Origin of the sequence: Pantoea sp. XY16 (assembly GCF_025153065.1) — a bacterium.
Classification (GTDB): Bacteria; Pseudomonadota; Gammaproteobacteria; order Enterobacterales; family Enterobacteriaceae; genus Pantoea; species Pantoea alfalfae.
Window position 1 is genome coordinate 344,760 of record NZ_JANZNP010000004.1, and the last position, 23,028, is coordinate 367,787.

Sequence of the window (23,028 nt, forward strand, 5' to 3'; positions counted from 1 at the left end):
ATAGTATGTTGTAACTATTATGGGTGCAATTAAATCGGTCATAACGGCCACTTTACTGGCCGTCGAGACCACGAATCGGCTTCACTGAAGACCACGTCCGGCAGGATGGGCAGTGCCAGTAAAGTGCGTGCGCGGTAAAACCACACTTCTGACAGCGATAGCGCGGCTTGGTGCGGATCTGTTCACCCACCATGTCGCGCAGCACCATCAGACTCTCTTTGGCCCGGCCATCTTCTGCTTCACGCAGATTTAAATCCATCAGGCGATGGAAAACACGCATCGTCGGATGGCGCTCAAGCTGACGACTGATATAGTTTTGTGCCGCTTCAGCGCCCTGCTGCTGCTCAAGGATGTCAGAAAGATAAAGTTCCGCTGCCGCGCCGGTGTTCTGTTCCACACAGCGCTGCAGAAAGTCTGCCCAGGCGTCAGGCTGATTGAGCCGCTGGAAACAGGTTTCCAGCATGCTCAGCGTTTCACTCACCAGCTCTTTATCCTGATCCAGCACGCGCTGCAGATGACCCACCGCTCTGGCGAAATCTTCTTTTTCCATCAGAATACGGCCCATCATGATAGAGATGCGTGCACTGTTGCGATCGGCTGCCTCCCCTTTCTTCAGCAGGCCCATGGCACGATCCAGATCGTCGCTGCTCATCGCCTGTAACGCCAGTTCGCAGTAGAAGTGGGCGATTTCGCCCTTCTGCTTCTCTTTGCCGAGCTTAACCAGACGTTCTGCAACCTCGATGGCCTGTAGCCAGTCACTGGTGGCCTGGTGAATCAGCAACAGCTGCTGCAGCGCGCCGATGCGAAAATCCGTTTCATCGGTGAGCTGCTTAAACATATCTTCTGCGCGGTCATATAAGCCCGCTGCCATATAGTCGCGACCGAGTTGTTGAATGGCTAGCAGACGCTGCTCGTAGCTCAGGGAAGCACTTTCCATTAATGCCTGATGGATACGGATAGCGCGGTCGACTTCTCCGCGCGATCGGAACAGGTTACCCAGCGTCAGATGTGCCTCTACCGTGCCGCTGTCCTCTTTTAGCATATCGAGGAACAGGTCAACGGCTTTGTCCTGCTGATTTGAGAGCAGGAAATTGACGCCCGCCACATATTCACGTGACAGCCGGTTGGCTTCCTGTTGCTTATCCTGATGCGCGCTGCGGCGGCCCATATACCAGCCATAGGCAGCCGCAACCGGCAGTAACAGAAACAGCAATTCATGCATTGAGGATTATTCCCGGCCAGCCGGAGAAGATGGCGTGGTCGCCAGGGCGGTGCTCTGCTCAATTTGCGTCTGCATACGCTTAATTTTCCGATTGGCATTGGCCAGTGAAACACGGGTCCGCAACCAGAACAGCCCACAGATGACCCAGCCAAGCACAAAACCTGCGCCAAACAGTGATGCCAGTAAGGTCGAGATGCTGAACTCACCCTGCGCCAGCAGATAGTTAAAAGTAATGACCTGGTCGTTATGCGCGCCTAAGGTGACGGAAATAATAAAAATGACCAGTACCACTAAAAAAATCAGCAAATATTTCACAGTGCATCCTGTTGTGAGGTTATCGGGTAGAATTATGCCAAAACTCCGGCAAAAATGCTGCTCCCAGCAGCATCGGGCGAGTCGCTTTTGCGCAGGCCCGACTAATAATATGGGGTCTTAAGGGTGAATTACAATCAGGGCTCCCGCTGTGCCACCTCTTTTTGCTCATCCGGCGGCAGCGTCAGCGGGCCACAGAAACGCTGTGCCAGCCATGTCGCAACGGTGACCAGCAACCAGGAAAGCACGGTTGCCATCGCCAGATCGCGTGGCCAATGCATGCCCAGCAGCAAACGGCTTGCCATCACGCCCGTCGCCCACAGAAAAATGACCACCACGGTTTTATAATGCCGACGCGGCCAGAGCAGACCCAGTGCCAGCAGTGCCCAGCTGGCGGCAAACATGGTATGCCCGGACGGAAAAGCAAAGCCAGTTTCAAACGCCCAGTGCCGTTTCAGCCAGCCCGGAATCTGTGTCTCATCGGCAATCAGTGAAGTCACCATTTCACCACGCTGTTTACGTTTCAGCTCGTAAAAAGTCTTCTCATCCAGCCCGTGATGCTGCTCCAGCCAGATCACATAGGGACGCGGCTCCTGAATCTGCTCTTTGATAAAAGATTTGGTGTATTGCCCCGCCAGAATAGTGGCGTTCATGATCAGCAGCAGCAATATGGCAGGCTTCAGGCGAAAGCGCAGGCACCAGAGCATCCAGGCGCTCAGCAGCACGCTGGTGACGATACCCCACGGATTGGTGACGGTTTCCGTCATCCAGAAGAGACCTTTCAGCAGCGCATTGCTTTCACCTGGCTGCCAGCGCCAGCCAGTAAGCCAGACGGCAACCGGCATGATGAGCAGCAGCAGCATTCCGAAGGTGGTACGACGCGAAATCTTAAACATCTTCTTCCCTTATCCTGGCGTCAAATGACAACATTTGCATAACTTTAGCTTAAAAAAGAATAACATAACCGTTGCCGATTGGATAATTGTGCTTTATCACTGCAATTGGTCTCAGAGATTACCAGCCCGCTTCCGGGTTGTGGCACAATATTGCACGTTTGTCGGGCCATACTGGCCTGTGCGCTATCATGATGATAGTGCATCCTCTGAAGGTTCTGGAGAGTCACATGCAGCTTAAACGGGTGGCAGAAGCCAAACTGCCCACGCCATGGGGAGATTTCCTGATGGTTGGTTTTGAAGAATTGGCAACCGGACATGACCATGTTGCACTGGTCTTTGGCGATATTAATGATAACGAGCCGGTACTGGCGCGCGTTCACTCCGAATGCCTGACCGGCGATGCACTCTTCAGCCTGCGTTGCGACTGTGGTTTTCAGCTGGAAGCCGCGCTCAATGCCATCGCAGAAGAAGGTCGCGGCGCGCTGCTCTATCACCGCCAGGAAGGCCGTAACATTGGTCTGCTGAATAAGATCCGCGCCTATGCGTTGCAGGATAAAGGTTATGACACCGTAGAAGCGAACCATCAGCTTGGCTTTGCCGCCGATGAGCGCGACTTCACCCTGTGCGCAGATATGTTTAAACTGCTGGGCGTGAATGAAGTGCGTCTGCTGACCAATAATCCGCGCAAAGTGGAGATCCTCAGCGAAGCCGGGATCAACATTGTTGAACGTGTGCCGCTGGTCGCAGGACGAAATCCGAAGAATGCGCACTATCTGGATACGAAAGCGGAAAAGATGGGGCATCTGCTGCCGAAGTCATAAATGAAAAAGCCGGGTTTCCCCGGCTTTTTTATCAGTCCAGCATATTGCGGATAACGTAGTGCAGGATGCCATCATTGCGGTAATAGGTCAGCTCATTGCCGGTATCAATGCGACAGCGGGTGTCCAGCTCTTCCTTACTGCCGTCAGCACGGGTCAGCGTGACTTTCACGCTGCAGCCTGGCGTCAGTGCCTGAAGGTTTTCCACATCAATCCGCTCTTCACCCGTCAGCCCCAGGCTTTTACGCGTCACGCCCTGCGGAAACTCCAGTGGCAAAATGCCCATCCCAATCAGGTTGGAGCGATGAATACGCTCAAACGATTCGGCAATGACCACCCTCACCCCCTGCAGACGCGGCCCTTTAGCGGCCCAGTCGCGGCTGGAGCCAGAACCATACTCTTTACCCGCAATGACCGCCAGCGGCACCCCTTCAGCCTGATATTTCATCGCTGCATCGTAGATGGCCAGCTGTTCGCCACTCGGATAGTGTCGGGTATAGCCACCTTCTACGCCTGGCACCATCTCATTGCGGATACGGATATTGGCAAAGGTGCCGCGCATCATCACCTCATGGTTACCACGACGCGACCCATAGGAGTTAAAATCGTTGCGCTCAACGCCGTGTGACAGCAGATAGCGTCCGGCGGGACTTTCCGCTTTAATGCTGCCCGCTGGCGAGATATGGTCCGTAGTGACAGAATCGCCAAGCAAGGCGAGCACCCGCGCACCGCGAATATCCTGCACCGGCTTAGGCTCTTTCTCCATATCATCAAAGAACGGCGACAGACGGATGTATGTCGAGCCTTCATCCCAGTCGTATGTTGCCGCTTCACTGACCCTGATCGCCTGCCACTCTGGCGTGCCATCGAAGACTTCGGCGTACTCTTTATGGAACATATCACTGGTGACCTGCTGCACGGCTGTGGCGATCTCTTCCGGTGACGGCCAGATATCTTTCAGATAGACCGGCTGGCCCTGGCGATCGTGGCCAAGCGGCTCCGTCTGCAGGTTGATCTTCATGTTACCCGCCAGCGCGTAAGCCACCACCAGCGGCGGCGAAGCCAGCCAGTTGGTTTTAATCAGCGGATGAATACGACCTTCAAAGTTGCGGTTGCCGGATAAAACGGCACCAACTGTGAGATCGCCCGCTTTGATCGCAGTCTCAATCTCATCTTTCAGCGGGCCGGAGTTACCGATACAAGTGGTGCAACCATAGCCGACCAGATTAAAGCCCAGCTCGTCGAGGTACGAGGTCAACTGCGCGACGGCCAGATAATCGGAAACCACTTTAGAACCGGGTGCCAGCGAGGCTTTAACCCACGGCTGACGTTTCAGACCACGCTCTACCGCTTTCTTCGCCAGTAAACCGGCCGCCATCAGCACGCTTGGGTTAGAGGTATTGGTACAGGAGGTAATCGCACTGATCACCACCGCGCCATCGGTCAGTGTGTGAGTCAGGCCGGTGCCGCTGTCGGTATACTCAACATTTTTATGCGGTTTTTGCGCCTGATTCACTTCCAGCTCGTTGCTGGCATCAAACGCAGCGGGCACATCGCCCAGCGACACCCTATCCTGCGGACGTTTTGGTCCTGCCAGGCTCGACTCCACCTCGTTCATATCCAGTGCCAGGGTACTGGTGAAACGCGGCTCATCGCCGGGATTGCGCCACAGCCCCTGCGCTTTGGCATACGCTTCCACTAAAGCTACCTGATCGGCATCGCGTCCGGTCAGCGTCATGTAGCTCAACGTGACGTCATCAACCGGGAAGAATCCGCAGGTTGCGCCATACTCAGGGGCCATGTTGGCAATGGTCGCACGATCTGCCAGCGGCAGGTCGGCCAGGCCGTCACCGTAAAACTCAACGAATTTACCGACAACGCCATGCTTACGCAGCATCTGAGTGACAGTCAGAACGAGGTCAGTTGCGGTAATGCCTGCGCGCAGTTTGCCGGTAAGTTTGAAACCTACGACATCCGGGATCAGCATGGAGACAGGCTGACCCAGCATGGCTGCTTCCGCTTCGATGCCCCCGACTCCCCATCCCAGCACGCCAAGCGCGTTGATCATGGTGGTATGAGAATCGGTACCGACCAGCGTATCGGGCCAGGCATACTCTTCGCCATCAAGGGTTTCATGCCAGATCGCCTTGCCGAGATATTCCAGGTTCACCTGATGACAGATACCGGTTCCTGGCGGCACGACGCGGAATTTATCAAACGCTTTCTGACCCCAGCGAAGGAAAACATAGCGCTCATGGTTACGCTCCATCTCCAGCCGGACATTCTCTTCAAAAGCGTCATCATCACCAAAATGGTCCACAGTGACCGAGTGGTCGATAACCAGATCGACGGGCGACAACGGATTCACTTTGGCTACATCGCCGCCCAGACGGTTCACGGCTTCGCGCATGGCCGCCAGGTCGACCACCGCCGGCACGCCGGTAAAGTCCTGCATTAATACGCGGGCTGGCCGGTAGGCGATTTCGCGGTCGGCGTGGGCATCTTTCTGCCAGTCAACCAGCGCCTGGATGTCCTCAGTGGTGACAGAGTCGCCATCCTGCCAGCGCAGTAAGTTTTCCAGCAGAACTTTGAGAGATTTGGGCAGGCTATCAATATTGCCCAGTTGTTGAGCAGCGCGGGGAAGACTGAAGATGTGATAGTTATTGGTGTCGACCTGCAGTATTTCCTGACTCTGCTCGCGTAGGGTAGACGACATAGCTCCTCCTTTTTCGTTCATGGTCTTAAACCTTAGTGAGACAAAGGTTTATGTTAAAGATAGACCACAAATTCGTTAACGTTTTGATTACAACACAAATTGCTACAATCGCCTGAAAACGAAAATGCCCCGTGAAAACACGAGGCATCAGAAAGAGGTGATTTAATTCAAATTACAGTGTTATCCACACCGCCGCAGACCAGAACGCAAAGGAGAAAGCATACGCGCTAAGCCAGGACATTTTAATAATATTCATTTGGTTCACTCCTTCGCCGGAATCGGGCGTAAAAGTTTTTGCGGTCGCCTGTCAATCGGCGACACCCTTTGGTCTTACTGGATGTGGATAGGGGCATTTAAAAGCCCACCGGAAACTCCGGTTATAAAAGAGCAATGACGAAGAGATGGTCTTACAACGTTATTTGTTTTCAGGATCCAGAAACGACTCTATAAACAGTCGCTGGTTATCACTCAAATCCCATGACTCGGGGATAGACACTTTTTCGTCCTTTGCAAGGGCTTCTTTTCCTTTACAGGATACTGGCTTGTGCTGACCCGTGGTCAAAGAACGTTTATGACTGAGTGTATGTGCCCACATGGCTTTAGCCCCAGATACGCCAAATCATTAACGCTACAACTACCCAGAATAGCGCAGAGGCAGCGAATACGGTTAACCAGGCATTGCGACGGGTATTGCCAGTACGCTCAACCTTGGTGCTTTTTGCCGGGAAACCCGGTTGTACAGTCAGTCGTGTATTCATAGTTTTTGATAATCACTCTCAACAAAATGATTGATAACATCGATTAAGATTTAGGAGGAATCCTAAACGCGTTAAGGCCAAAAATCCAGTTATTTTTATTGAGTAAAACGATTAACGGTATTAATCAATAGGCTTCGATAACGTAAGAAATCATTAACTCCCGAACGAATATTTAATTAAACAGTCAGCTAAAAAATTTGAGTTAAATTAAAAACAGATCCATTTAAAACTAAAGATACATCTAAAGAACCTTATGTTTACTGGCTCCACACATCAGCTCTTAACTGGAGTATGGGAATAATCCTGGCGAGTCGCAAAGTGACATAGTTAAAAGTGTGTTGTATTTCGCATTTAAGAAAGCCCAACCGGAAAACATGTGATCAATGTTTCATTTACAAAAAAATCATAAAAACTTTTGATTCTCATTTGGCGCTAAAGCCTGACAACAAAAAAGGCTGCACCAGGCAGCCTTATGTTGTCGCGGAGAGCATCAACGCTATTTAAATGGCAGCTTAATGTCCTTGAACATCGCCTCAATGTCTTCATTTGAGCGCAGCGCCACGGCGGTATCCACCACGTCTCGGGTCAGGTGTGGTGCAAAACGCTGGATAAAATCATACATATAGCTGCGAAGGAAGGTGCTGCGGCGGAAGCCAATTTTGGTAGTACTGTTGGTAAAGATATCGGCAGCTTCAATACGAATCAGATCAGGATCGGCCACCGGGTCCACCGCCATACTGGCAATCACCCCCACGCCCAGACCTAAACGGACATAGGTTTTAATGACGTCGGCATCAGTAGCGGTGAAGACGATGCGGGGTGTTAATCCTGCCCGATTAAAGGCCGTATCGAGTTCCGAGCGCCCGGTAAAGCCAAAGGTGTAGGTCACCAGCGGATATTCAGCCAGCTCTTCGATGCTCACCTGCCCTTTTCCGGCCAGCGGATGATCCGCCGTGACGACAATCGCGCGGTTCCAGTGGTAGCACGGCAACATGATGAGATCGTCATAGAGATGCAGGGCTTCAGTGGCTATGGCAAAGTCCGCATTGCCTTTGGAAACCGCTTCGGCGATCTGGGTTGGCGAACCCTGATGCATATGTAAAGAGACGCGCGGATAGCGCTCGATAAATCCTTTGATGACGCCTGGCAGCGCGTAACGTGCCTGGGTATGTGTGGTGGCGACATAAAGCGAGCCTTTATCCGGCCAGGTGTGCTCGCCGGCAACGGATTTGATCGCATCGACTTTGGAGAGAACTTCACGCGCTATACGGATGATCTCTTCGCCTGCAGGCGTCACCTGAGTGAGATGTTTACCGCTGCGGGCAAAAATTTGCACGCCCAGCTCATCTTCCAGCATACGCACCTGTTTACTGATGCCGGGTTGAGAGGTGTAGAGACCTTCCGCTGTCGAAGAGACATTGAGATTATGGTTCACCACTTCGACGATATAGCGCAACTGCTGTAATTTCATATCTATTCCATCCCGGTAAGTTACAGAGTCGCATCCCCGCTTGACGTATAGTCGCAAGGGTCAAGAAATGCTATGCATCAGGAAAGGTCGGAAATGCTATAACAACTATATCATTTTAAGTGACAGAGTAGAACGGATTGATATAAGGCTTAGAAAAAGGCCAGCGAGCGCTGGCCTGAATGTGGTGCGTTGTCAGTGTCAGTGGTCAAATCGGGTAAAAACAGTAAGAAGAAGGCCAGCAAACGCTGGCCTGTGTGGATTACTTTTTCGCTTCCTGCCACTTTCCGTCTATATAGAAGGCGGACCAGCCGGTTGCCTTACCCTCTTTTTCAGAGGAAACATACTGCTGTTTGGTTTTGCGGCTGAAGCGCACCAGCGTTTTATTGCCTTCCGGATCGGCGGCTGGCGCGTCGGCCAGATATTTCAACTTCTCAGGCAGACGATCTTTGAAGCGCTGAAGCTCCTCCACCAGCGGTGCACGCGTTTCGCGTGATTTCGGGAAGGTGTTAGCCGCAAGGAAAACACCCGCTGCGCCGTCACGCAACACGAAGTAAGCATCGGACTTCTCACACGCCAGTTCTGGCAGTGGAACCGGATCTTCTTTTGGCGGTGCGACTTCACCACTGCGCAGAATCTTGCGGGTGTTTTTGCACTCTTCGTTGGTACACGCCATGTACTTACCAAAGCGTCCCATCTTCAGGTGCATCTCCGAACCACACTTCTCGCACTCCACTATCGGGCCGTCATAGCCTTTGATGCGGAATTCGCCCTTCTCGATTTCGTAACCGTCACATTCCGGGTTATTACCACAGACGTGTAGTTTACGCTCATTGTCGATCAGGTAGCTGTCCATCGCGGTGCCACACTTATGGCAGCGTCGACGGGCACGCAGGGCGTTAGTTTCAGCATCATCGCCTTCCAGAATATTGAGGACTTCATTTTCCGGAATCAGGTTGATGGTCTGTTTGCAGCGCTCTTTAGGCGGCAGCGCATAGCCGGAGCAGCCCAGAAAAACGCCGGTGCTGGCGGTACGGATTCCCATCTGACGACTACAGGTCGGACACGCAATCGAGGTCAGCACCATCTGGTTCGGTTGCATGCCACCTTCTTCAGGATCTTTCTCTGCCAGTTCAAGCTGCTGAGTAAAGTCGGCGAAGAAGTGATCGAGAACCGCTTTCCATTGCGCCTCGTTATTGGCTACCTGATCGAGGCTGCTCTCCATGCGGGCGGTGAAATCATAATTCATCAGTTCGCGGAAGTTCTCTTCCAGACGATCAGTAACGATTTCACCCATTTTTTCCGCATAGAAGCGACGGTTCTCTACCCGCACGTAGCCACGATCCTGAATGGTCGAGGTAATAGCCGCATAAGTGGATGGACGACCGATGCCGCGTTTCTCAAGTTCACGCACCAGTGACGCTTCGCTGAAGCGCGCCGGTGGCTTGGTGAAGTGCTGACCCGGAAGAAGCTGTTGCAGATCCAGAACATCACCCACGCTGACGGCTGGCAATGTACGATCTTCATCATTCTTACGCAGCGCAGGCATGACTTTGGTCCAGCCATCGAAACGCAGAATACGGCCTTTCGCTTTGAGTTTAAATTCACCCGCCGCCGCTGTAATGGTGCTGGAATCATATTTTGCTGGTGTCATCTGACAGGCAACAAACTGACGCCAGATCAGCTGATAAAGTTTCTGCGCATCCGCTTCCATATCCTTCAGCTTTTCCGCCACCACTTCCACATCAGAAGGACGTATCGCTTCGTGCGCTTCCTGGGAGTTCTCTTTGCTGGCGTAAGTAATGGCGGTTTCAGGCAGATACTTTTTACCGAAATGATTTTCGATATAGCCACGCGCCATGGCGACCGCATCCTGACTCAGGTTGGTTGAGTCGGTACGCATATAAGTGATGTGACCGGCTTCGTACAGGCGCTGAGCCATCATCATCGTTTTCTTCACGCCAAAGCCGAGACGGGTACTGGCAGCTTGCTGCAGCGTCGAGGTGATGTAAGGTGCGCCCGGCTTGCTGCTGGTCGGCTTATCTTCACGGTCGACGATCTCATAACGCGCTTTTTCCAGCAGCGCTACCGCGGCATAGGTCTCGTCGCGATTGACCGGACGGAAGGCTTTGTCACCTTTGTGCGTCACGTCCATCGACAGTTCATCGCCTTTTGGCGTGGTCAATGCGGCATTAACTTCCCAGTACTCTTCGGGAACAAAGGCTTTGATTTCACGTTCACGTTCCACCACCAGGCGAACCGCAACAGATTGCACACGGCCGGCAGAGAGGCCACGGGCGATTTTTTTCCACAGCAGCGGTGAGACCATATAGCCCACCACGCGATCCATGAAACGGCGCGCCTGCTGCGCATTTATCCGGTCAATATTCAGTTCGCCCGGCTTTTCAAATGCCTGACGAATCGCATTTTTGGTGATTTCGTTGAAGACCACACGACTGAAGCGCGAGTCATCGCCACCGATGACTTCCCGCAGGTGCCAGGCGATGGCTTCCCCTTCACGGTCAAGGTCGGTTGCGAGATAGATGTGGTCAGCATTAGCGGCTAACGCCTTCAGTTCAGCAACCACTTTCTCTTTGCCGGGCAGAATCTGATAATCCGCTTCCCAGCCGTGATAGGGGTCTACACCCATGCGGCTGACGAGTGCGGCTTTCTCATCTTTTTTAACTTTTTTGACTTTCTTGTCAGTTGAAGCGTCTTTGACTTTCTTATCTGTCGAGGCGTCAGCACTCTTCTTCGCGGTTGAACCACTGGTCGGCAGATCCCGGATATGACCTACGCTGGATTTAACCACGTAGTCACTACCCAGGTATTTATTGATTGTTTTAGCCTTTGCCGGGGACTCAACAATAACGAGTGCTTTACCCATATTTACCTTTACCTAATGAAAACATCCTGCTTAACGGGAGAGGATTGGATGCCCAAAAACCCAGTGGGTTCAATATTGCTGCGCCTGTTTAACATTTCAAGGCGGAGGGGTCAATCTCAGATCAGATGATGCGGCCTGCTGCAACTGCATGATAAAGCGTGCTTTTTCCATCTGAACTCTTCGCACATCCCGGTGCAAAATCCCTGAAATCGGAATCGCCCACACTCTACCTGATAAAATCTGTTACGCAACTTAATTAGCACTCAGCCCGAACTTACGCCAGGTTTTCATCGTTCAGACCGATTTGTCACAGTGCGAGACAGGCCAGTAATATAGAAAGAATTTGGATGCTGTCAAAAAGGAGCGAATAAATGCAGAGATCGACTCAGGCTATTTCCCGTCAGGCGTTGCTGGAAAAGGCCAATGCGTTGATTAAAGAACATGATGATTATTTAGCAGGCATGCAGGCGGATGAGGTGATTCAGCAGGCGGATGTGCTGGTCTTTCGCGGACCGTTCTTTCTTGATGCGGATGGACTGCCGACCACGAAAACCACGGCGGTGTTTAACGTCTTCAAATACCTTGCTGTGGAGCTGTCGCCGCGCTATCACCTGGAATAAAAAACCCGGCACAGGCCGGGTTTCGCATCAAAGCAGTGGCTTTTCGCCGCGCTGCCAGAGTTTCAGCAGCAACCGTTCCGCCACCGAGCCGGCGCTCTGGGTAAAACGGTCCATCATTTTACGCCGGCGTGCATAATGCACGCCAAGTACGCTGAATTGATCCATCTGACGGATGATCAGGTCATCGCTGGTGCCGATTTCGTCAATCAGGCCGAGATCCAGCGCCTGACGACCATACCAGTGCTCTCCGGTTGCCACCCGGTCAATATCGAGTGACGGGCGCATCTGGTGAACAAACTGCTTGAACAGCAGGTGCGTTTCATCAAGATCTTCCTGAAATTTCTCGCGCCCTTCTTCGGTATTCTCACCGAACAGCGTCAGCGTGCGCTTGTACTGTCCGGCAGTATGCAGCTCAACATCAATATCGTTACGCTTCAGCAGGCGGTTGAAGTTAGGGATTTGCGCAACCACGCCGATGGAGCCAATGATCGAGAACGGTGCCGCCACAATGCGATCGGCCACGCAGGCCATCATGTAGCCCCCGCTGGCTGCCACTTTATCTACGGCTGCCGTGATGTGCAGACCCGCATCACGCAGACGCTGCAGCTGCGATGCTGCCAGGCCATAGCCATGCACCACGCCGCCTGGGCTTTCCAGGCGCAGCAGCACTTCGTCGCCAGGCTGCTTCACCGCCAGCACAGCTGAAATTTCTTCACGCAGTGAGCTCACCTCACCGGCGTCCATGCTGCCTTTAAAATCAAGAACGTAGAGCGTGGGCTTAACGCTGTCTGTCTGTCCCTGCTTTGCCGCCTGTTTTTCCGCTTTGGCTTTCAGCTTTTCACTTTTTTTATGATTTTTCAGCCAGACCTTCTGCGCCTGCGGCTTCATTTTTGCCAGCTGCAAATCCTCTTTCATCTGCTGATAGTCATCACCCAGATGGGTCAGACGAAGCTGACCATTTTGTGCCCGTTTGCGTAACGCGGCATTCATGATAATCATGACAATCGCAGCGACGGCAACCACCAGTGTCACCGCTTTCGCTAAAAACAGTCCATACGTTGAAATAAAATCCATCAGGTCGCCTTCACAAAGAATAAAAAAACAATTCGCCAGTTTAGCCGTTTTACCCTGCTCCGTCGCCTGAAATGCCAGCAGCCGGCACAGAATGGGTAGTCTGGCGATTGCGCCCATTCGTAAATTCGGGCATAAAGCGGAATCATGTTGTTTTCGCCGGAGGACCCCGCTGTGCATTATCAACCGAAAAGCGACCTGCTCAATCACCGTATTATCCTTGTCACGGGTGCTTCAGATGGCATTGGTCGGGAAGCGGCGCTGACGTATGCCCGTTATGGTGCTGAAGTGATCCTGATGGGCCGTAGCCCTGAGAAACTTCAGCGGGTTAAAGAGGCAATCGATCAACTTAATAAATGTGCTGCTCATACCGTCGTGTTCGACCTGGCTGAAGCGACGCCGGAACGTTGCCATCAGGTAGCAGAACAGCTGTCACAGCAGTTTTCTCGCCTTGATGGCGTGCTGCACAATGCCGGTATCCTTGGTGAAATCGTTCCGCTGGCGGAACTCGACCCTCAGATCTGGCAGCAGGTGATGAACATCAACCTGGACGCCACCTTCTTCCTGACCCAGGCGCTGTTGCCGTTGCTGTTAAAGTCAGATGCCGGTTCACTGGTCTTTACCACCTCCAGCGTTGGCCGTACCGGTCGCGCGGGCTGGGGCGCTTATGCCGTCTCTAAATTTGCCACCGAAGGGATGATGCAGGTACTGGCCGATGAGTATAAAACGCAGGCATTGCGGGTGAACTGCATTAATCCGGGCGGAACGCGGACCAAAATGCGCGCCAGCGCCTTCCCACAGGAAGATGCTAACAAGCTGAAAACACCTGCCGATCTGATGCCGCTCTATCTTTATCTGATGGGTGATGACAGCCGGCGCAAAACCGGTATCAGCTTTGATGCGCAGCCGGGCAGAAAACCCGGAGCCGCAGAGTAATGGCTGACGATCGTCATCAGCAGCGTCAGCAGCGCCTGAAGGAGCAGGTCGATGCGCGGATTGCAGCAGCCACCGAGGTGCGTGGCATCCTGATGGTGTTTACCGGCAATGGCAAAGGCAAAACCACTGCGGCTTTTGGTACCGCCCTGCGCGCCACCGGACACGGTAAACGCGCAGCGGCTGTTCAGTTCATTAAAGGGGACTGGCCGAATGGTGAGCGTAACCTGCTGGAACAGCATGGTGTTGAGTTTCAGGTGATGGCAACCGGTTTCACATGGGACACACAGAACCGCGAAACGGATACTGCCGCCTGTCTGGCCGTGTGGCAGCATGCAAAACGGATGCTGGCCGATACGCAGCTCGATTTGGTCGTGCTCGACGAAATAACCTATATGGTCAGCATGGATTATCTGCCGCTGGACGATCTGATCACTGCCCTGCAACAGCGCCCGGCGCATCAGAGCGTCATCATTACCGGACGTGGCTGTCATCGTCGCCTGACTAAAATGGCGGATACGGTGACGGAAATGCGGCCGGTGAAGCACGCCTTTGATGCCGGTATACAGGCTCAGCAGGGAATTGACTGGTAACATAAAAAGAAAACGCAGCCCTGGGGCTGCGTTTTTAGCGATCGGGCAACGATATTAACCGGCGTTACGTTTGCTGCCCGGATTGCGGCGTGGCGCACGTGGCGTGCTGCTCACTTTACTGTGACGTTTTACTGCACGACGAATCTGGTTCGCCTTGGTGCGACGACGATCTTTTTCGACCACCAGCTTGGTGACCGTTTCATCATCCAGCTCCACCAGGTTACGCAGGTAGTTCACCGCAGGCAGATCCAGTTCGGTCCAGCCGCCGCGCGGCAGGCCTTTTGGTAAGGTGATATCGCCATAGCGCACGCGCATCAGACGACTGACCTGTACGCCGACCGCCTCCCATAAACGACGCACCTCACGGTTACGTCCTTCCGTCAGAGTGACGTTGTACCACTGGTTAATGCCTTCTCCGCCGCCAAACTTCAGGGTTTTAAACGCAGCCGGGCCATCTTCCAGCTGAACGCCCTTGCTCAGCTGACGAATTTTATCGTCGTCTACCTGACCAAACACGCGCACCGCATACTCACGTTCCACTTCACGGCTCGGATGCATCAGGCGGTTCGCCAGTTCACCGTCGGTAGTGAAGAGCATCAGACCACAGGTGTTCACATCCAGACGGCCAACGGCAATCCAGCGTGAACCGCGCAGACGAGGCAGACGGTCAAACACCGTCGGGCGGCCTTCAGGATCGCTGCGGGTACAGAGTTCACCTTCCGGTTTGTAGTAAGCCAGCACGCGGCAAACTTCGGTTGCTGATTCAGCAATCGATACCAGATGGCCATCAATACGGATTTTCAGAGATTTGCTGCTTTCGACGCGGTCGCCCAGGGTGGCGATTTTGCCGTCAACGCTGACACGGCCGGCAGCAATCATTGATTCGATTTCACGACGCGAGCCATGTCCGGCACGCGCTAAGACTTTCTGTAACTTTTCGCTCATTGAGCTTCCTCTTTGTCGCCTTCCCAGGCGTCATGATTGGGTGATAATCCTTTCTAAATCAACAAGTTAACTTAGCAAGTTTGCCCCATTATACAGGCATTTAACGCTGAAGTAACGCCCTTTATGGATAGTGCCATCGTAAATAAAGAAAGGTTAACCTCTCATAGTTTGAGCTCTGATAATCCTTGCTGCTGATTTAATAAAAAACGCGGCGTATGGTAAGAGAATATGTTTAATAAAACGCGTGTATCAAAAACTTTATAGCTGATCACTATTAAATTTTCTAACCACCCGTTTTTCATCAACGCGATATTCTGAGAATAAAACCTTAACGCTATCTTACACTTCCATCACTCTTACCAGGCTTTATAACATCTAAAAAAAATATCAAAGACAGCATAAAATGCTGGTTAATTGAATTTAATCATTCCGTATGCACTGCCAAAATCAAAAAGTCAGATTATTCCTAATGAAGATTGATTTAAAACCTTATTTCTCATGCAATTTGATTGTTATTAGCTTTAATAAATTGTACGACATTATTAAGCTGATACACTTTATCACGGCAGCATAATAAAAAAGCAAAGCACGCGATAAAGCGTTCTTGCGACATTTGAGTCTTGCTTAATTGATTCGTTAATAAAAAAAGTGTTTTTACATTAATCCAATAAACCGGCGCATCCGGAGTTGTTGCGTTAATACGGTTCAGTGATGAACCTTGCTTGCATGTCAAAAATCTTCACCAGGGATTTCCCGACATGCCTGAATAAAGAAAAACATCATGAGAAACCTGTTTCTGAGCCCGGTGCTTGCTGCACTGGTGCTGAGCGGGTGTTCCGTGGGCCACACCGAGTACAGTCGTACGGCGATGCAGCACGTAGATATGAGCGTGACAGGCATTCCGACGATCCTCGGTCTGGGCACACTGGGCACCAGCATTCCTCTGACGCCTGAATATAGCCTTACGGCTGCGCACGTGGCTAAAACCGCCGTGCAGCGCGTTAAGTCTTATCACCCTTATTGCGACCTTGCGATTATTTATCACAAGAATGATGCCAGCACGCTGACTAAGTTCCGCAGCAGTGACATCGGTGATCCAGTTAAAATGTATGGCTACAGCTTTATTTCAGCGATGCCGGTTGAATCGTCCGGGGTTAATTTAGCCCGCACGGCTATTCGGAATAAATGGAATAAAAGTCCCTGCTTAGCGATGGCCTCGAATGCGGGCGTCGTTCAGGGAATGTCTGGCGGTGGCGTGTATAACCGGGATGATACGCTGGGCGGCGTTATTGTTGGCTATTCTGACTCGATCAGGAATGGGCGTAATAACAAAGTGATCCTCAAAGATGTATCACTTTATATTCCTTACGGTCAGTTTAAGAACTGGTTAGAGTCGAATCTGGCTCAGACACCGACGCGCGGTGTCTGAAGCCCGACGTAATTACAGGAACGGGCGGGTATCGCCCACGCCTTCACGCACGATTTCCGGCGAATCGGTGGTCAGATCGACCACCGTGGTCGGCTGCTGACCCAGCGTACCACCGTCGATGATCAGATCGACCAGCTTACCAATGCTGTGCTGGATCTCTTCCGGGTCTGACTCGGTAAAATCGTTGCCTGGCAGAATCAATGAGGTCGACATCATCGGCTGATTCAGCGCTTCCAGCAGCGCCAGCGCTACCGGATTGGAGGGCACGCGCAGACCAATGGTCTTACGCTTTTCATTCATCAGGCGACGCGGCACTTCTTTGGTCGCCTTGAGAATAAAGGTGTAGTTGCCTGGCGTATTGTTTTTCAGCAGACGAAAAGCCGAGTTACCCACCTGCGAATAAACCGACAGCTCAGAGAGATCCCGGCACATCAGGGTGAAGTTGTGGTGCCCGTCGAGCTGACGGATACGGCAAATCCGCTCCATCGCGCCCTTCTCTTCCAGCCGACAGCCCAGCGCATAGCCGGAATCGGTGGGATAGACAATGACGCTGCCTTTGTTCAGGTAGTCGACCGCCTGGTTAATCAGCCGTGGCTGGGGATTGTCCGGATGAATGTGAAACAATTGACTCATAGAAACCTCGTGTCACCTTTCCGTGATTGTCAGGCCGGGCGCGAGATCCGGGAAGCGTTCCCAGACCGGCTCAACCGCTGCGGGCAGCCAGAGTTTACGACCCAGTTCAATCCACGGGCAGGGTTGATGAAAATCAGAACCTTGTGATGCGGCCAGTGCATTATCTCTGGCATATTGTGCCAGCGTTGTACGCTCATTGGGTGGCTGCTGGCACTGCGCGACTTCCATCGCATCGCCGCCCGCCTCGCGGAAATGGGCGACCAGCCGTTTGAGCCACTTCGCCGATAAGCCATATCGGCCAGGATGCGCCAGCACGGCACACCCACCAGAATGATGAATCGCATCAATGGCTTGTTTAATTGTACACCATTGTGGCGGCACGTAGCCGGTTTTGCCACGCGCCAGATAATTTTTGAATACCTGTACCATATTGTCCGCTTTGCCCTGCTCAATCAGGAAGCGGGCAAAGTGACCTCGGGTAATGACGCCGCCATCAGCCAGACGCATCGCACCCGCCAGCGCATCCGGGATACGTGCCTTCGCGAGTCGCTCACCAATCTCTTGCGCCCGCGTCCGGCGGCAGTCATGTTGTCCGGCCAGAAAGGTCACTATCGCCGGATGGTGAATATCAATGTTCAGGCCGACGATGTGAATCTCATGGTTCTCCCACAGCGTGGAGATCTCTGCCCCGGGCAGCACTTTTATTGGTAAATCGTGGTCGCGTGCCGTTTGCTGCGCTTCCTCTACCCCTGCAACGCTGTCGTGATCGGTGATCGCCAGTACGCCCACGCGCATCTCAACGGCTCGCTGCACCAGCGCGGCTGGCGTCAGTAAGCCATCGGAGGCGCGCGTGTGGCTGTGTAAATCATAAACCGGGAAACGGGCGATATCGCTCAAGAGAACTCCTGCTAAAACTAAACCGGCCAGCATGATAACGATTTTCACGGTCAGTGAAAAAGTGTATTGACATTTACGCCATGAACCCGTTAACTAGTACACAAGTTCACACGTAACGGGTATTCAATCATGGCTGTTGTAATCACGCATTTAAACGGTTGGCGCAATGTTCCCGAAAACGGGCGACAGGATCGTGCACACTTTGCGTAAACGCTGTGCTAATACCTGAGCCCGCCACCGAGCGGGCTTTTTTTTGAGCGAAATTCAGAGAAATCATCATGCCAAATGCGAAACCTACAGTGAAGTTGATTACCGGCACCGCGCCTTACCGCGAAGATCCGGCCGCAGTGTTTCACCAGCTGTGCGGCGCACGTCCGGCAACCCTGCTGCTCGAATCTGCGGATATCGACAGCAAGCGTAATTTAAAAAGTCTGCTGATTGTCGACAGCGCGCTGCGTATCAGCGCCATGGGTAATACGGTTGTCGTTCAGGCGCTGTCAGAAAATGGCCGTGCCGTGCTGCCGCTGCTGGATGAGGCCCTGCCCGCTTCCGTCAGCAATCAGGTCCGTCCCGATGGACGTGAGCTGACTTTTCCGCAGAGCACCGATCCGCATCAGGACGAAGATTCCCGTCTCAAAACACTCTCGGTGTTTGATGCACTGCGTCTGATTCCACAGCTGGTTAACGCCTCTGCCGACGAGCGCGAAGCCGTGCTGCTGGGTGGCCTGTTTGCCTATGACCTGGTGGCTGGTTTTGAAACCCTGCCGGAACTGGATAATCAGCAACGCTGCCCCGACTACTGTTTCTACCTGGCAGAGACGTTACTGGTGATCGATCACCAGACCCGCAGTGCGCGTCTGCAGGCCAGCCTGTTCTGCCCGTCCACCAGCGAGTTCCAGCGTCTGCAACGCCGTATTGAGCAACTGCACGGCCAGATGCTGCAGCCAGCGCCTGCGCTGCCGGTACAAAAGGTCGAACAGATGACGCTGACCACCAGCCAGAGCGATGAAGAGTATTGTGATGTGGTTCGCACCATGCAGCAGGCGATTCGCATCGGTGAAATTTTCCAGGTCGTGCCATCACGCCGCTTCTCACTGCCGTGCCCGTCACCGCTGGCCGCCTATGACACGCTGAAAAACAGCAATCCAAGCCCGTATATGTTCTTTATGCAGGATCAGGATTTCTCCCTGTTTGGCGCATCGCCGGAAAGCTCGCTGAAGTATGACGCGACCTCTCGTCAGATTGAGATCTACCCCATTGCCGGTACCCGTCCACGTGGTCGCCATGCCGATGGCTCACTGGACCGCGATCTCGACAGCCGCATTGAGCTGGAGATGCGCACCGACCATAAAGAGCTGGCTGAACATCTGATGCTGGTGGATCTGGCGCGTAACGATCTGGCGCGCATCTGCGTGCCAGGCAGCCGCTACGTGGCTGACCTGACCAAAGTTGATCGCTACTCGTTCGTGATGCATCTGGTTTCCCGCGTCGTCGGCACGCTGCGCGCCGACCTCGACGTGCTGCACGCCTATCGCGCCTGTATGAACATGGGCACGCTGAGCGGTGCGCCAAAAGTTCGCGCTATGCAACTGATTGCCGGTGCTGAACGCACCCGTCGCGGCAGCTATGGTGGCGCGGTGGGCTACTTCACCGCGCAGGGGGATCTCGACACCTGCATCGTTATTCGTTCGGCCTATGTCGAAGATGGCGTCGCCACCGTTCAGGCGGGCGCTGGTGTGGTGCTGGATTCGAATCCGCAGGCTGAAGCGGATGAAAGCCGCAATAAAGCCCGTGCCGTTCTGCGCGCTATCGCGACTGCCCATCACTGCAAGGAGATCTTCTGATGGCCGATATTCTGCTGCTCGATAACATCGACTCTTTTACCTATAACCTGGTTGATCAGCTGCGGACCTTTGGTCACAACGTGGTGATCTACCGCAACAACCTGCCCGCTGAACTGCTAATTGCACAGCTGGAGCGGATGGAAGATCCGGTGCTGATGCTGTCACCGGGTCCCGGCGCACCAAAAGATGCCGGTTGTATGCCGGAACTGCTGCGGGTGCTGCGTGGACGTCTGCCGATTATCGGCATCTGCCTGGGCCATCAGGCGATTGTGGAAGCCTATGGCGGCCATGTAGGCCAGGCGGGCGAAATCCTGCACGGCAAAGCCTCGTCTATCGTCCATGACGACGAGGCGATGTTTGCCGGCCTGAGTAATCCACTGCCGGTGGCGCGCTATCACTCGCTGGTGGGCAGCAACACGCCGGATGAGCTGACAGTCAACGCCAGCTTTAACGGGATGGTGATGGCGGTTCGTCATGAAACCGATCGCGTCTGCGGGTTTCAGTTCCATCCTGAATCGATTTTGACTTCTCAGGGCGCGCGCCTGCTTGAGCAGACGCTGGCCTGGGCGCTGGCAAAGTAACAGGGAGAATAATCATGCAACAGACACTGGAAAAACTTTACCAGGCGCAGACGCTGAATCAGGCGGAGAGTCATCAGCTATTCAGCGCCATTATTACCGGACAGCTGGAGCCAACGCAGCTCGCTGCCGCGCTGATCGCCATGAAAGTACGCGGTGAAACACCGGAAGAGATCGCCGGAGCCGCGACGGCGCTGCTGGAAGATGCTAAACCGTTTCCCCGCCCGGAATACGCGTTTGCCGACATCGTCGGCACCGGCGGCGATGGCAGTAACAGCATTAATATCTCCACGGCCAGCGCCTTTGTTGCCGCAACCTGCGGTCTGAAAGTGGCGAAGCACGGCAACCGCAGCGTCTCCAGTAAATCGGGCTCGTCTGACCTGCTGGCCGCCTTTGGAATCAACCTTGATATGCCCGCTGACCGGGCGCGTCAGGCGCTGGACGACCTTAACGTCTGCTTCCTGTTTGCGCCGCAGTATCACACTGGCTTTCGCCACGCGATGCCAGTGCGCCAGCAGCTGAAGACCCGCACGCTGTTCAACGTGCTAGGCCCATTAATCAACCCGGCGCGCCCGCCACTGGCGGTGATTGGCGTCTACAGCCCGGAACTGGTGCTGCCGATTGCGCAGACCCTGAAAGTACTGGGTTATCAGCGCGCCGCGGTGGTTCACGGTGGCGGCATGGATGAAGTGGCGCTGCACGATGTGACCCATGTGGCTGAGCTGCGTGAAGGGGAAATTACCCGCTATCAGCTCTCGCCGGAAGACTTTGGTTTTGGCTTCCATCCCAAAGAGGCGCTGGCGGGCGGCACGCCGGAAGAAAATCGTGACATTCTGACGGCTTTACTCCAGGGTAATGGCCAGCAGGCCCATGAGGAGGCGGTCGCCGTCAACGTGGCGATGTTGCTTAAAGTATTCGGTCAGGAAGATCTGCGTGAAAACGCACAGCAGGCGCTTAACGCCATCCGCAGCGGACAGGCTTATGAGCGTGTTGTCGCACTGGCAGCAAGAGGATAATCATGAAAGGCACCGTGTTAGAAAAAATTGTTCAGGACAAAGCGATTTGGGTGGAAGCCCGTCAGCAGCAGCAGCCTCTCTCCACCTTTCAGAACAGCATTGAACCTGCCAGCCGTCATTTCTATGACGCGCTGCAGGGTGCAAGAACTGCGTTTATCCTGGAATGTAAAAAGGCGTCGCCCTCAAAAGGTGTGATTCGCGAGGATTTCGATCCGGCCGCCATAGCCGGGGTTTACCGCCACTATGCTTCTGCGGTGTCCGTGCTGACCGATGAGAAATATTTTCAGGGTGACTTCGCCTTTCTGCCGATTGTCAGCGCCGCCATCACCCAGCCGGTGCTGTGCAAAGATTTTATTATCGACCCTTATCAGATCTATCTGGCCCGCTATTACCAGGCGGATGCGATCCTGTTGATGCTGTCTGTGCTGGATGATGAGCAATATCGTCAGCTGGCCGCCGTAGCGCACAGCCTGAAAATGGGCATCCTGACGGAAGTGAGTAATGAAGAGGAACTGGAGCGGGCTATCGCGCTGCAGGCAAAAGTCGTGGGAATTAACAATCGCGACCTGCGCGATCTCTCTATCGATCTCAACCGCACTCGTCAGCTGGCGCCACGCCTGTCACACGGCGTCACCGTAATCAGCGAATCAGGCATAAACAGCTACGCAGATATTCGTGAGCTGAGCCACTTTGCCAACGGCTTCCTGATTGGGTCTGCCCTGATGGAAGAAGCTGACCTGACCGGTGCGGTACGTCGGGTTACGTTGGGTAGCAATAAAGTGTGCGGTCTGACCCGTGCCGAAGATGCCCGCGCTGCGTATGAAGCCGGTGCAATCTATGGCGGTCTGATTTTCGCGGAAGGGTCACCGCGCCAGATTGACACCGCCGCGGCACAACATGTGATTGTCGCCGCGCCGCTGCGTTACGTCGGGGTTTTCCGCAACCACTCCATCAGTGACGTTGTCACGCAGGCCAGTGCGATTTCGCTGTCAGCAGTGCAGCTTCACGGCAATGAAACGCCGGAATTTGTGGCAGAATTGCGTGCTTCCTTACCTGCAGAGATTCAAATCTGGAAAGCACTTCGCATTGAAGGCGCATTACCTGCGCGCGACTGGCCACATGTCGACCGCTATGTATTTGATAATGGTGATGGCGGAACCGGACAGTGTTTTGACTGGTCGCTGTTACAGGGGCAGACATTGGACAATGTGCTGCTGGCCGGTGGCCTGAGTGCGGATAACTGTGTTGAAGCCGCGCAGCTGGGCTGTGCCGGACTGGACTTCAACTCTGGTGTGGAAAGCGCGCCTGGCATCAAAGATGCCCGAAAAATTGCCGCGGTGTTTCAGACGCTGCGTGCCTACTGATTTGCCTGGCCTGCTCAACGGCGGGCCC

The 23,028-nt window shown here is 53.7% G+C and carries 18 protein-coding genes, 1 pseudogene and 1 other annotated feature; of the genes and pseudogenes, 8 read left to right on the forward strand and 11 right to left on the reverse strand.

Annotated features, from left to right (window positions below; translation table 11 throughout):
* Positions 1–52 precede the first annotated feature (52 nt).
* The 3 genes from lapB to pgpB all read right to left on the reverse strand — a co-directional run bounded on the left by lapB (position 53) and on the right by pgpB (position 2,430).
* A complete protein-coding gene (gene lapB, locus N1689_RS06215) occupies positions 53–1,222 on the reverse strand; it encodes a lipopolysaccharide assembly protein LapB (protein ID WP_161736300.1) in 1,170 nt (389 codons plus the stop codon).
* A gap of 6 nt (positions 1,223–1,228) precedes the next feature.
* A complete protein-coding gene (locus tag N1689_RS06220) occupies positions 1,229–1,537 on the reverse strand; it encodes a LapA family protein (protein ID WP_013358009.1) in 309 nt (102 codons plus the stop codon).
* A gap of 134 nt (positions 1,538–1,671) precedes the next feature.
* The gene (gene pgpB, locus N1689_RS06225; protein WP_253418755.1) at positions 1,672–2,430 is read right to left on the reverse strand and encodes a phosphatidylglycerophosphatase B; all 759 of its coding nucleotides are present in this window, start codon (positions 2,428–2,430) and stop codon (positions 1,672–1,674) included.
* A gap of 227 nt (positions 2,431–2,657) precedes the next feature.
* Here pgpB and ribA point away from each other — a divergent pair, with 227 nt between their 5' ends.
* Positions 2,658–3,251: a GTP cyclohydrolase II gene (gene ribA, locus N1689_RS06230; RefSeq protein ID WP_161736302.1), complete on the forward strand. Its 594-nt coding sequence runs from the start codon at positions 2,658–2,660 to the stop codon at positions 3,249–3,251.
* Between the two features lie 31 nt (positions 3,252–3,282).
* Here the strand turns inward: ribA and acnA are convergent, their stop codons facing one another.
* The 4 genes from acnA to topA form a co-directional block, all read right to left on the reverse strand.
* Positions 3,283–5,964, reverse strand: coding sequence for an aconitate hydratase AcnA (gene acnA / locus N1689_RS06235; protein WP_222925415.1), 2,682 nt, complete (start codon positions 5,962–5,964; stop codon positions 3,283–3,285).
* A gap of 599 nt (positions 5,965–6,563) precedes the next feature.
* Positions 6,564–6,722, reverse strand: a complete 159-nt coding sequence (locus N1689_RS06240; RefSeq protein WP_003853864.1) for a YmiA family putative membrane protein — start codon at positions 6,720–6,722, stop codon at positions 6,564–6,566.
* A gap of 496 nt (positions 6,723–7,218) precedes the next feature.
* Positions 7,219–8,193: an HTH-type transcriptional regulator CysB gene (gene cysB / locus N1689_RS06245; protein WP_013358012.1), complete on the reverse strand. Its 975-nt coding sequence runs from the start codon at positions 8,191–8,193 to the stop codon at positions 7,219–7,221.
* Between the two features lie 259 nt (positions 8,194–8,452).
* Entirely contained in the window at positions 8,453–11,077 is a 2,625-nt protein-coding gene (gene topA, locus N1689_RS06250) for a type I DNA topoisomerase (RefSeq protein WP_260058299.1), read from the reverse strand.
* Positions 11,078–11,448: 371 nt separating this feature from the next.
* Between topA and N1689_RS06255 the strand changes: the two genes are divergently transcribed.
* The gene (locus N1689_RS06255) at positions 11,449–11,697 is read left to right on the forward strand and encodes a YciN family protein (protein WP_150015109.1); all 249 of its coding nucleotides are present in this window, start codon (positions 11,449–11,451) and stop codon (positions 11,695–11,697) included.
* 27 nt (positions 11,698–11,724) lie between these two features.
* Here the strand turns inward: N1689_RS06255 and sohB are convergent, their stop codons facing one another.
* The gene (sohB, locus tag N1689_RS06260) at positions 11,725–12,771 is read right to left on the reverse strand and encodes a protease SohB (protein WP_161736499.1); all 1,047 of its coding nucleotides are present in this window, start codon (positions 12,769–12,771) and stop codon (positions 11,725–11,727) included.
* A 171-nt stretch (positions 12,772–12,942) separates the two neighbouring features.
* Between sohB and N1689_RS06265 the strand changes: the two genes are divergently transcribed.
* Both N1689_RS06265 and cobO read left to right on the forward strand, forming a co-directional pair.
* The gene (locus N1689_RS06265; RefSeq protein ID WP_222925413.1) at positions 12,943–13,704 is read left to right on the forward strand and encodes a YciK family oxidoreductase; all 762 of its coding nucleotides are present in this window, start codon (positions 12,943–12,945) and stop codon (positions 13,702–13,704) included.
* Positions 13,704–14,294, forward strand: a complete 591-nt coding sequence (cobO, locus tag N1689_RS06270; protein ID WP_222925412.1) for a cob(I)yrinic acid a,c-diamide adenosyltransferase — start codon at positions 13,704–13,706, stop codon at positions 14,292–14,294. Before N1689_RS06265 ends, cobO begins: the two co-directional genes overlap by 1 nt.
* Before the next feature lie 54 nt (positions 14,295–14,348).
* Here cobO and rluB read toward each other — a convergent pair whose 3' ends face one another.
* Positions 14,349–15,239, reverse strand: coding sequence for a 23S rRNA pseudouridine(2605) synthase RluB (gene rluB / locus N1689_RS06275; protein WP_061062581.1), 891 nt, complete (start codon positions 15,237–15,239; stop codon positions 14,349–14,351).
* A gap of 781 nt (positions 15,240–16,020) precedes the next feature.
* On the opposite strand from rluB, the gene N1689_RS06280 reads away from it, so the two are divergent.
* On the forward strand, positions 16,021–16,668 hold the full coding sequence (locus tag N1689_RS06280; protein WP_161736502.1) for a serine protease: 648 nt from the start codon (positions 16,021–16,023) through the stop codon (positions 16,666–16,668).
* Positions 16,669–16,680: 12 nt separating this feature from the next.
* Here the strand turns inward: N1689_RS06280 and N1689_RS06285 are convergent, their stop codons facing one another.
* Positions 16,681–17,301 (reverse strand): L-threonylcarbamoyladenylate synthase, encoded by a 621-nt coding sequence (locus N1689_RS06285; protein WP_013358020.1) that lies wholly within the window; start codon positions 17,299–17,301, stop codon positions 16,681–16,683.
* Positions 17,302–17,313: 12 nt separating this feature from the next.
* Positions 17,314–18,231, reverse strand: a complete 918-nt coding sequence (locus N1689_RS06290) for an RNase RNM (protein ID WP_260058300.1) — start codon at positions 18,229–18,231, stop codon at positions 17,314–17,316.
* Positions 18,232–18,351: 120 nt separating this feature from the next.
* Positions 18,352–18,453: a sequence feature (Trp leader region), on the forward strand.
* Between the two features lie 23 nt (positions 18,454–18,476).
* On the opposite strand from N1689_RS06290, the gene N1689_RS06295 reads away from it, so the two are divergent.
* The 3 genes and pseudogenes from N1689_RS06295 to trpCF all read left to right on the forward strand — a co-directional run bounded on the left by N1689_RS06295 (position 18,477) and on the right by trpCF (position 23,000).
* On the forward strand, positions 18,477–20,042 hold the full coding sequence (locus N1689_RS06295) for an anthranilate synthase component 1 (protein WP_260058301.1): 1,566 nt from the start codon (positions 18,477–18,479) through the stop codon (positions 20,040–20,042).
* Positions 20,042–21,636: pseudogene (trpD, locus tag N1689_RS06300) on the forward strand (bifunctional anthranilate synthase glutamate amidotransferase component TrpG/anthranilate phosphoribosyltransferase TrpD). The gene N1689_RS06295 and the pseudogene trpD overlap by 1 nt, the downstream one beginning before the upstream one ends.
* Before the next feature lie 2 nt (positions 21,637–21,638).
* Positions 21,639–23,000, forward strand: a complete 1,362-nt coding sequence (trpCF, locus tag N1689_RS06305) for a bifunctional indole-3-glycerol-phosphate synthase TrpC/phosphoribosylanthranilate isomerase TrpF (RefSeq protein WP_260058302.1) — start codon at positions 21,639–21,641, stop codon at positions 22,998–23,000.
* Positions 23,001–23,028 lie beyond the last annotated feature (28 nt).

What these genes read in the sequence shown, in the direction of transcription:
- lapB (WP_161736300.1), bottom strand. Translation starts at nt 1,222, where the DNA reads ATGCATGAATTGCTGTTTCTGTTACTGCCGGTTGCGGCTGCCTATGGC.
- pgpB (WP_253418755.1), bottom strand. Translation starts at nt 2,430, where the DNA reads ATGTTTAAGATTTCGCGTCGTACCACCTTCGGAATGCTGCTGCTGCTC.
- ribA (WP_161736302.1), top strand. Translation starts at nt 2,658, where the DNA reads ATGCAGCTTAAACGGGTGGCAGAAGCCAAACTGCCCACGCCATGGGGA.
- acnA (WP_222925415.1), bottom strand. Translation starts at nt 5,964, where the DNA reads ATGTCGTCTACCCTACGCGAGCAGAGTCAGGAAATACTGCAGGTCGAC.
- N1689_RS06240 (WP_003853864.1), bottom strand. Translation starts at nt 6,722, where the DNA reads ATGAATACACGACTGACTGTACAACCGGGTTTCCCGGCAAAAAGCACC.
- cysB (WP_013358012.1), bottom strand. Translation starts at nt 8,193, where the DNA reads ATGAAATTACAGCAGTTGCGCTATATCGTCGAAGTGGTGAACCATAAT.
- topA (WP_260058299.1), bottom strand. Translation starts at nt 11,077, where the DNA reads ATGGGTAAAGCACTCGTTATTGTTGAGTCCCCGGCAAAGGCTAAAACA.
- N1689_RS06255 (WP_150015109.1), top strand. Translation starts at nt 11,449, where the DNA reads ATGCAGAGATCGACTCAGGCTATTTCCCGTCAGGCGTTGCTGGAAAAG.
- sohB (WP_161736499.1), bottom strand. Translation starts at nt 12,771, where the DNA reads ATGGATTTTATTTCAACGTATGGACTGTTTTTAGCGAAAGCGGTGACA.
- cobO (WP_222925412.1), top strand. Translation starts at nt 13,704, where the DNA reads ATGGCTGACGATCGTCATCAGCAGCGTCAGCAGCGCCTGAAGGAGCAG.
- rluB (WP_061062581.1), bottom strand. Translation starts at nt 15,239, where the DNA reads ATGAGCGAAAAGTTACAGAAAGTCTTAGCGCGTGCCGGACATGGCTCG.
- N1689_RS06280 (WP_161736502.1), top strand. Translation starts at nt 16,021, where the DNA reads ATGAGAAACCTGTTTCTGAGCCCGGTGCTTGCTGCACTGGTGCTGAGC.
- N1689_RS06285 (WP_013358020.1), bottom strand. Translation starts at nt 17,301, where the DNA reads ATGAGTCAATTGTTTCACATTCATCCGGACAATCCCCAGCCACGGCTG.
- N1689_RS06290 (WP_260058300.1), bottom strand. Translation starts at nt 18,231, where the DNA reads ATGCTGGCCGGTTTAGTTTTAGCAGGAGTTCTCTTGAGCGATATCGCC.
- N1689_RS06295 (WP_260058301.1), top strand. Translation starts at nt 18,477, where the DNA reads ATGCCAAATGCGAAACCTACAGTGAAGTTGATTACCGGCACCGCGCCT.
- trpCF (WP_260058302.1), top strand. Translation starts at nt 21,639, where the DNA reads ATGAAAGGCACCGTGTTAGAAAAAATTGTTCAGGACAAAGCGATTTGG.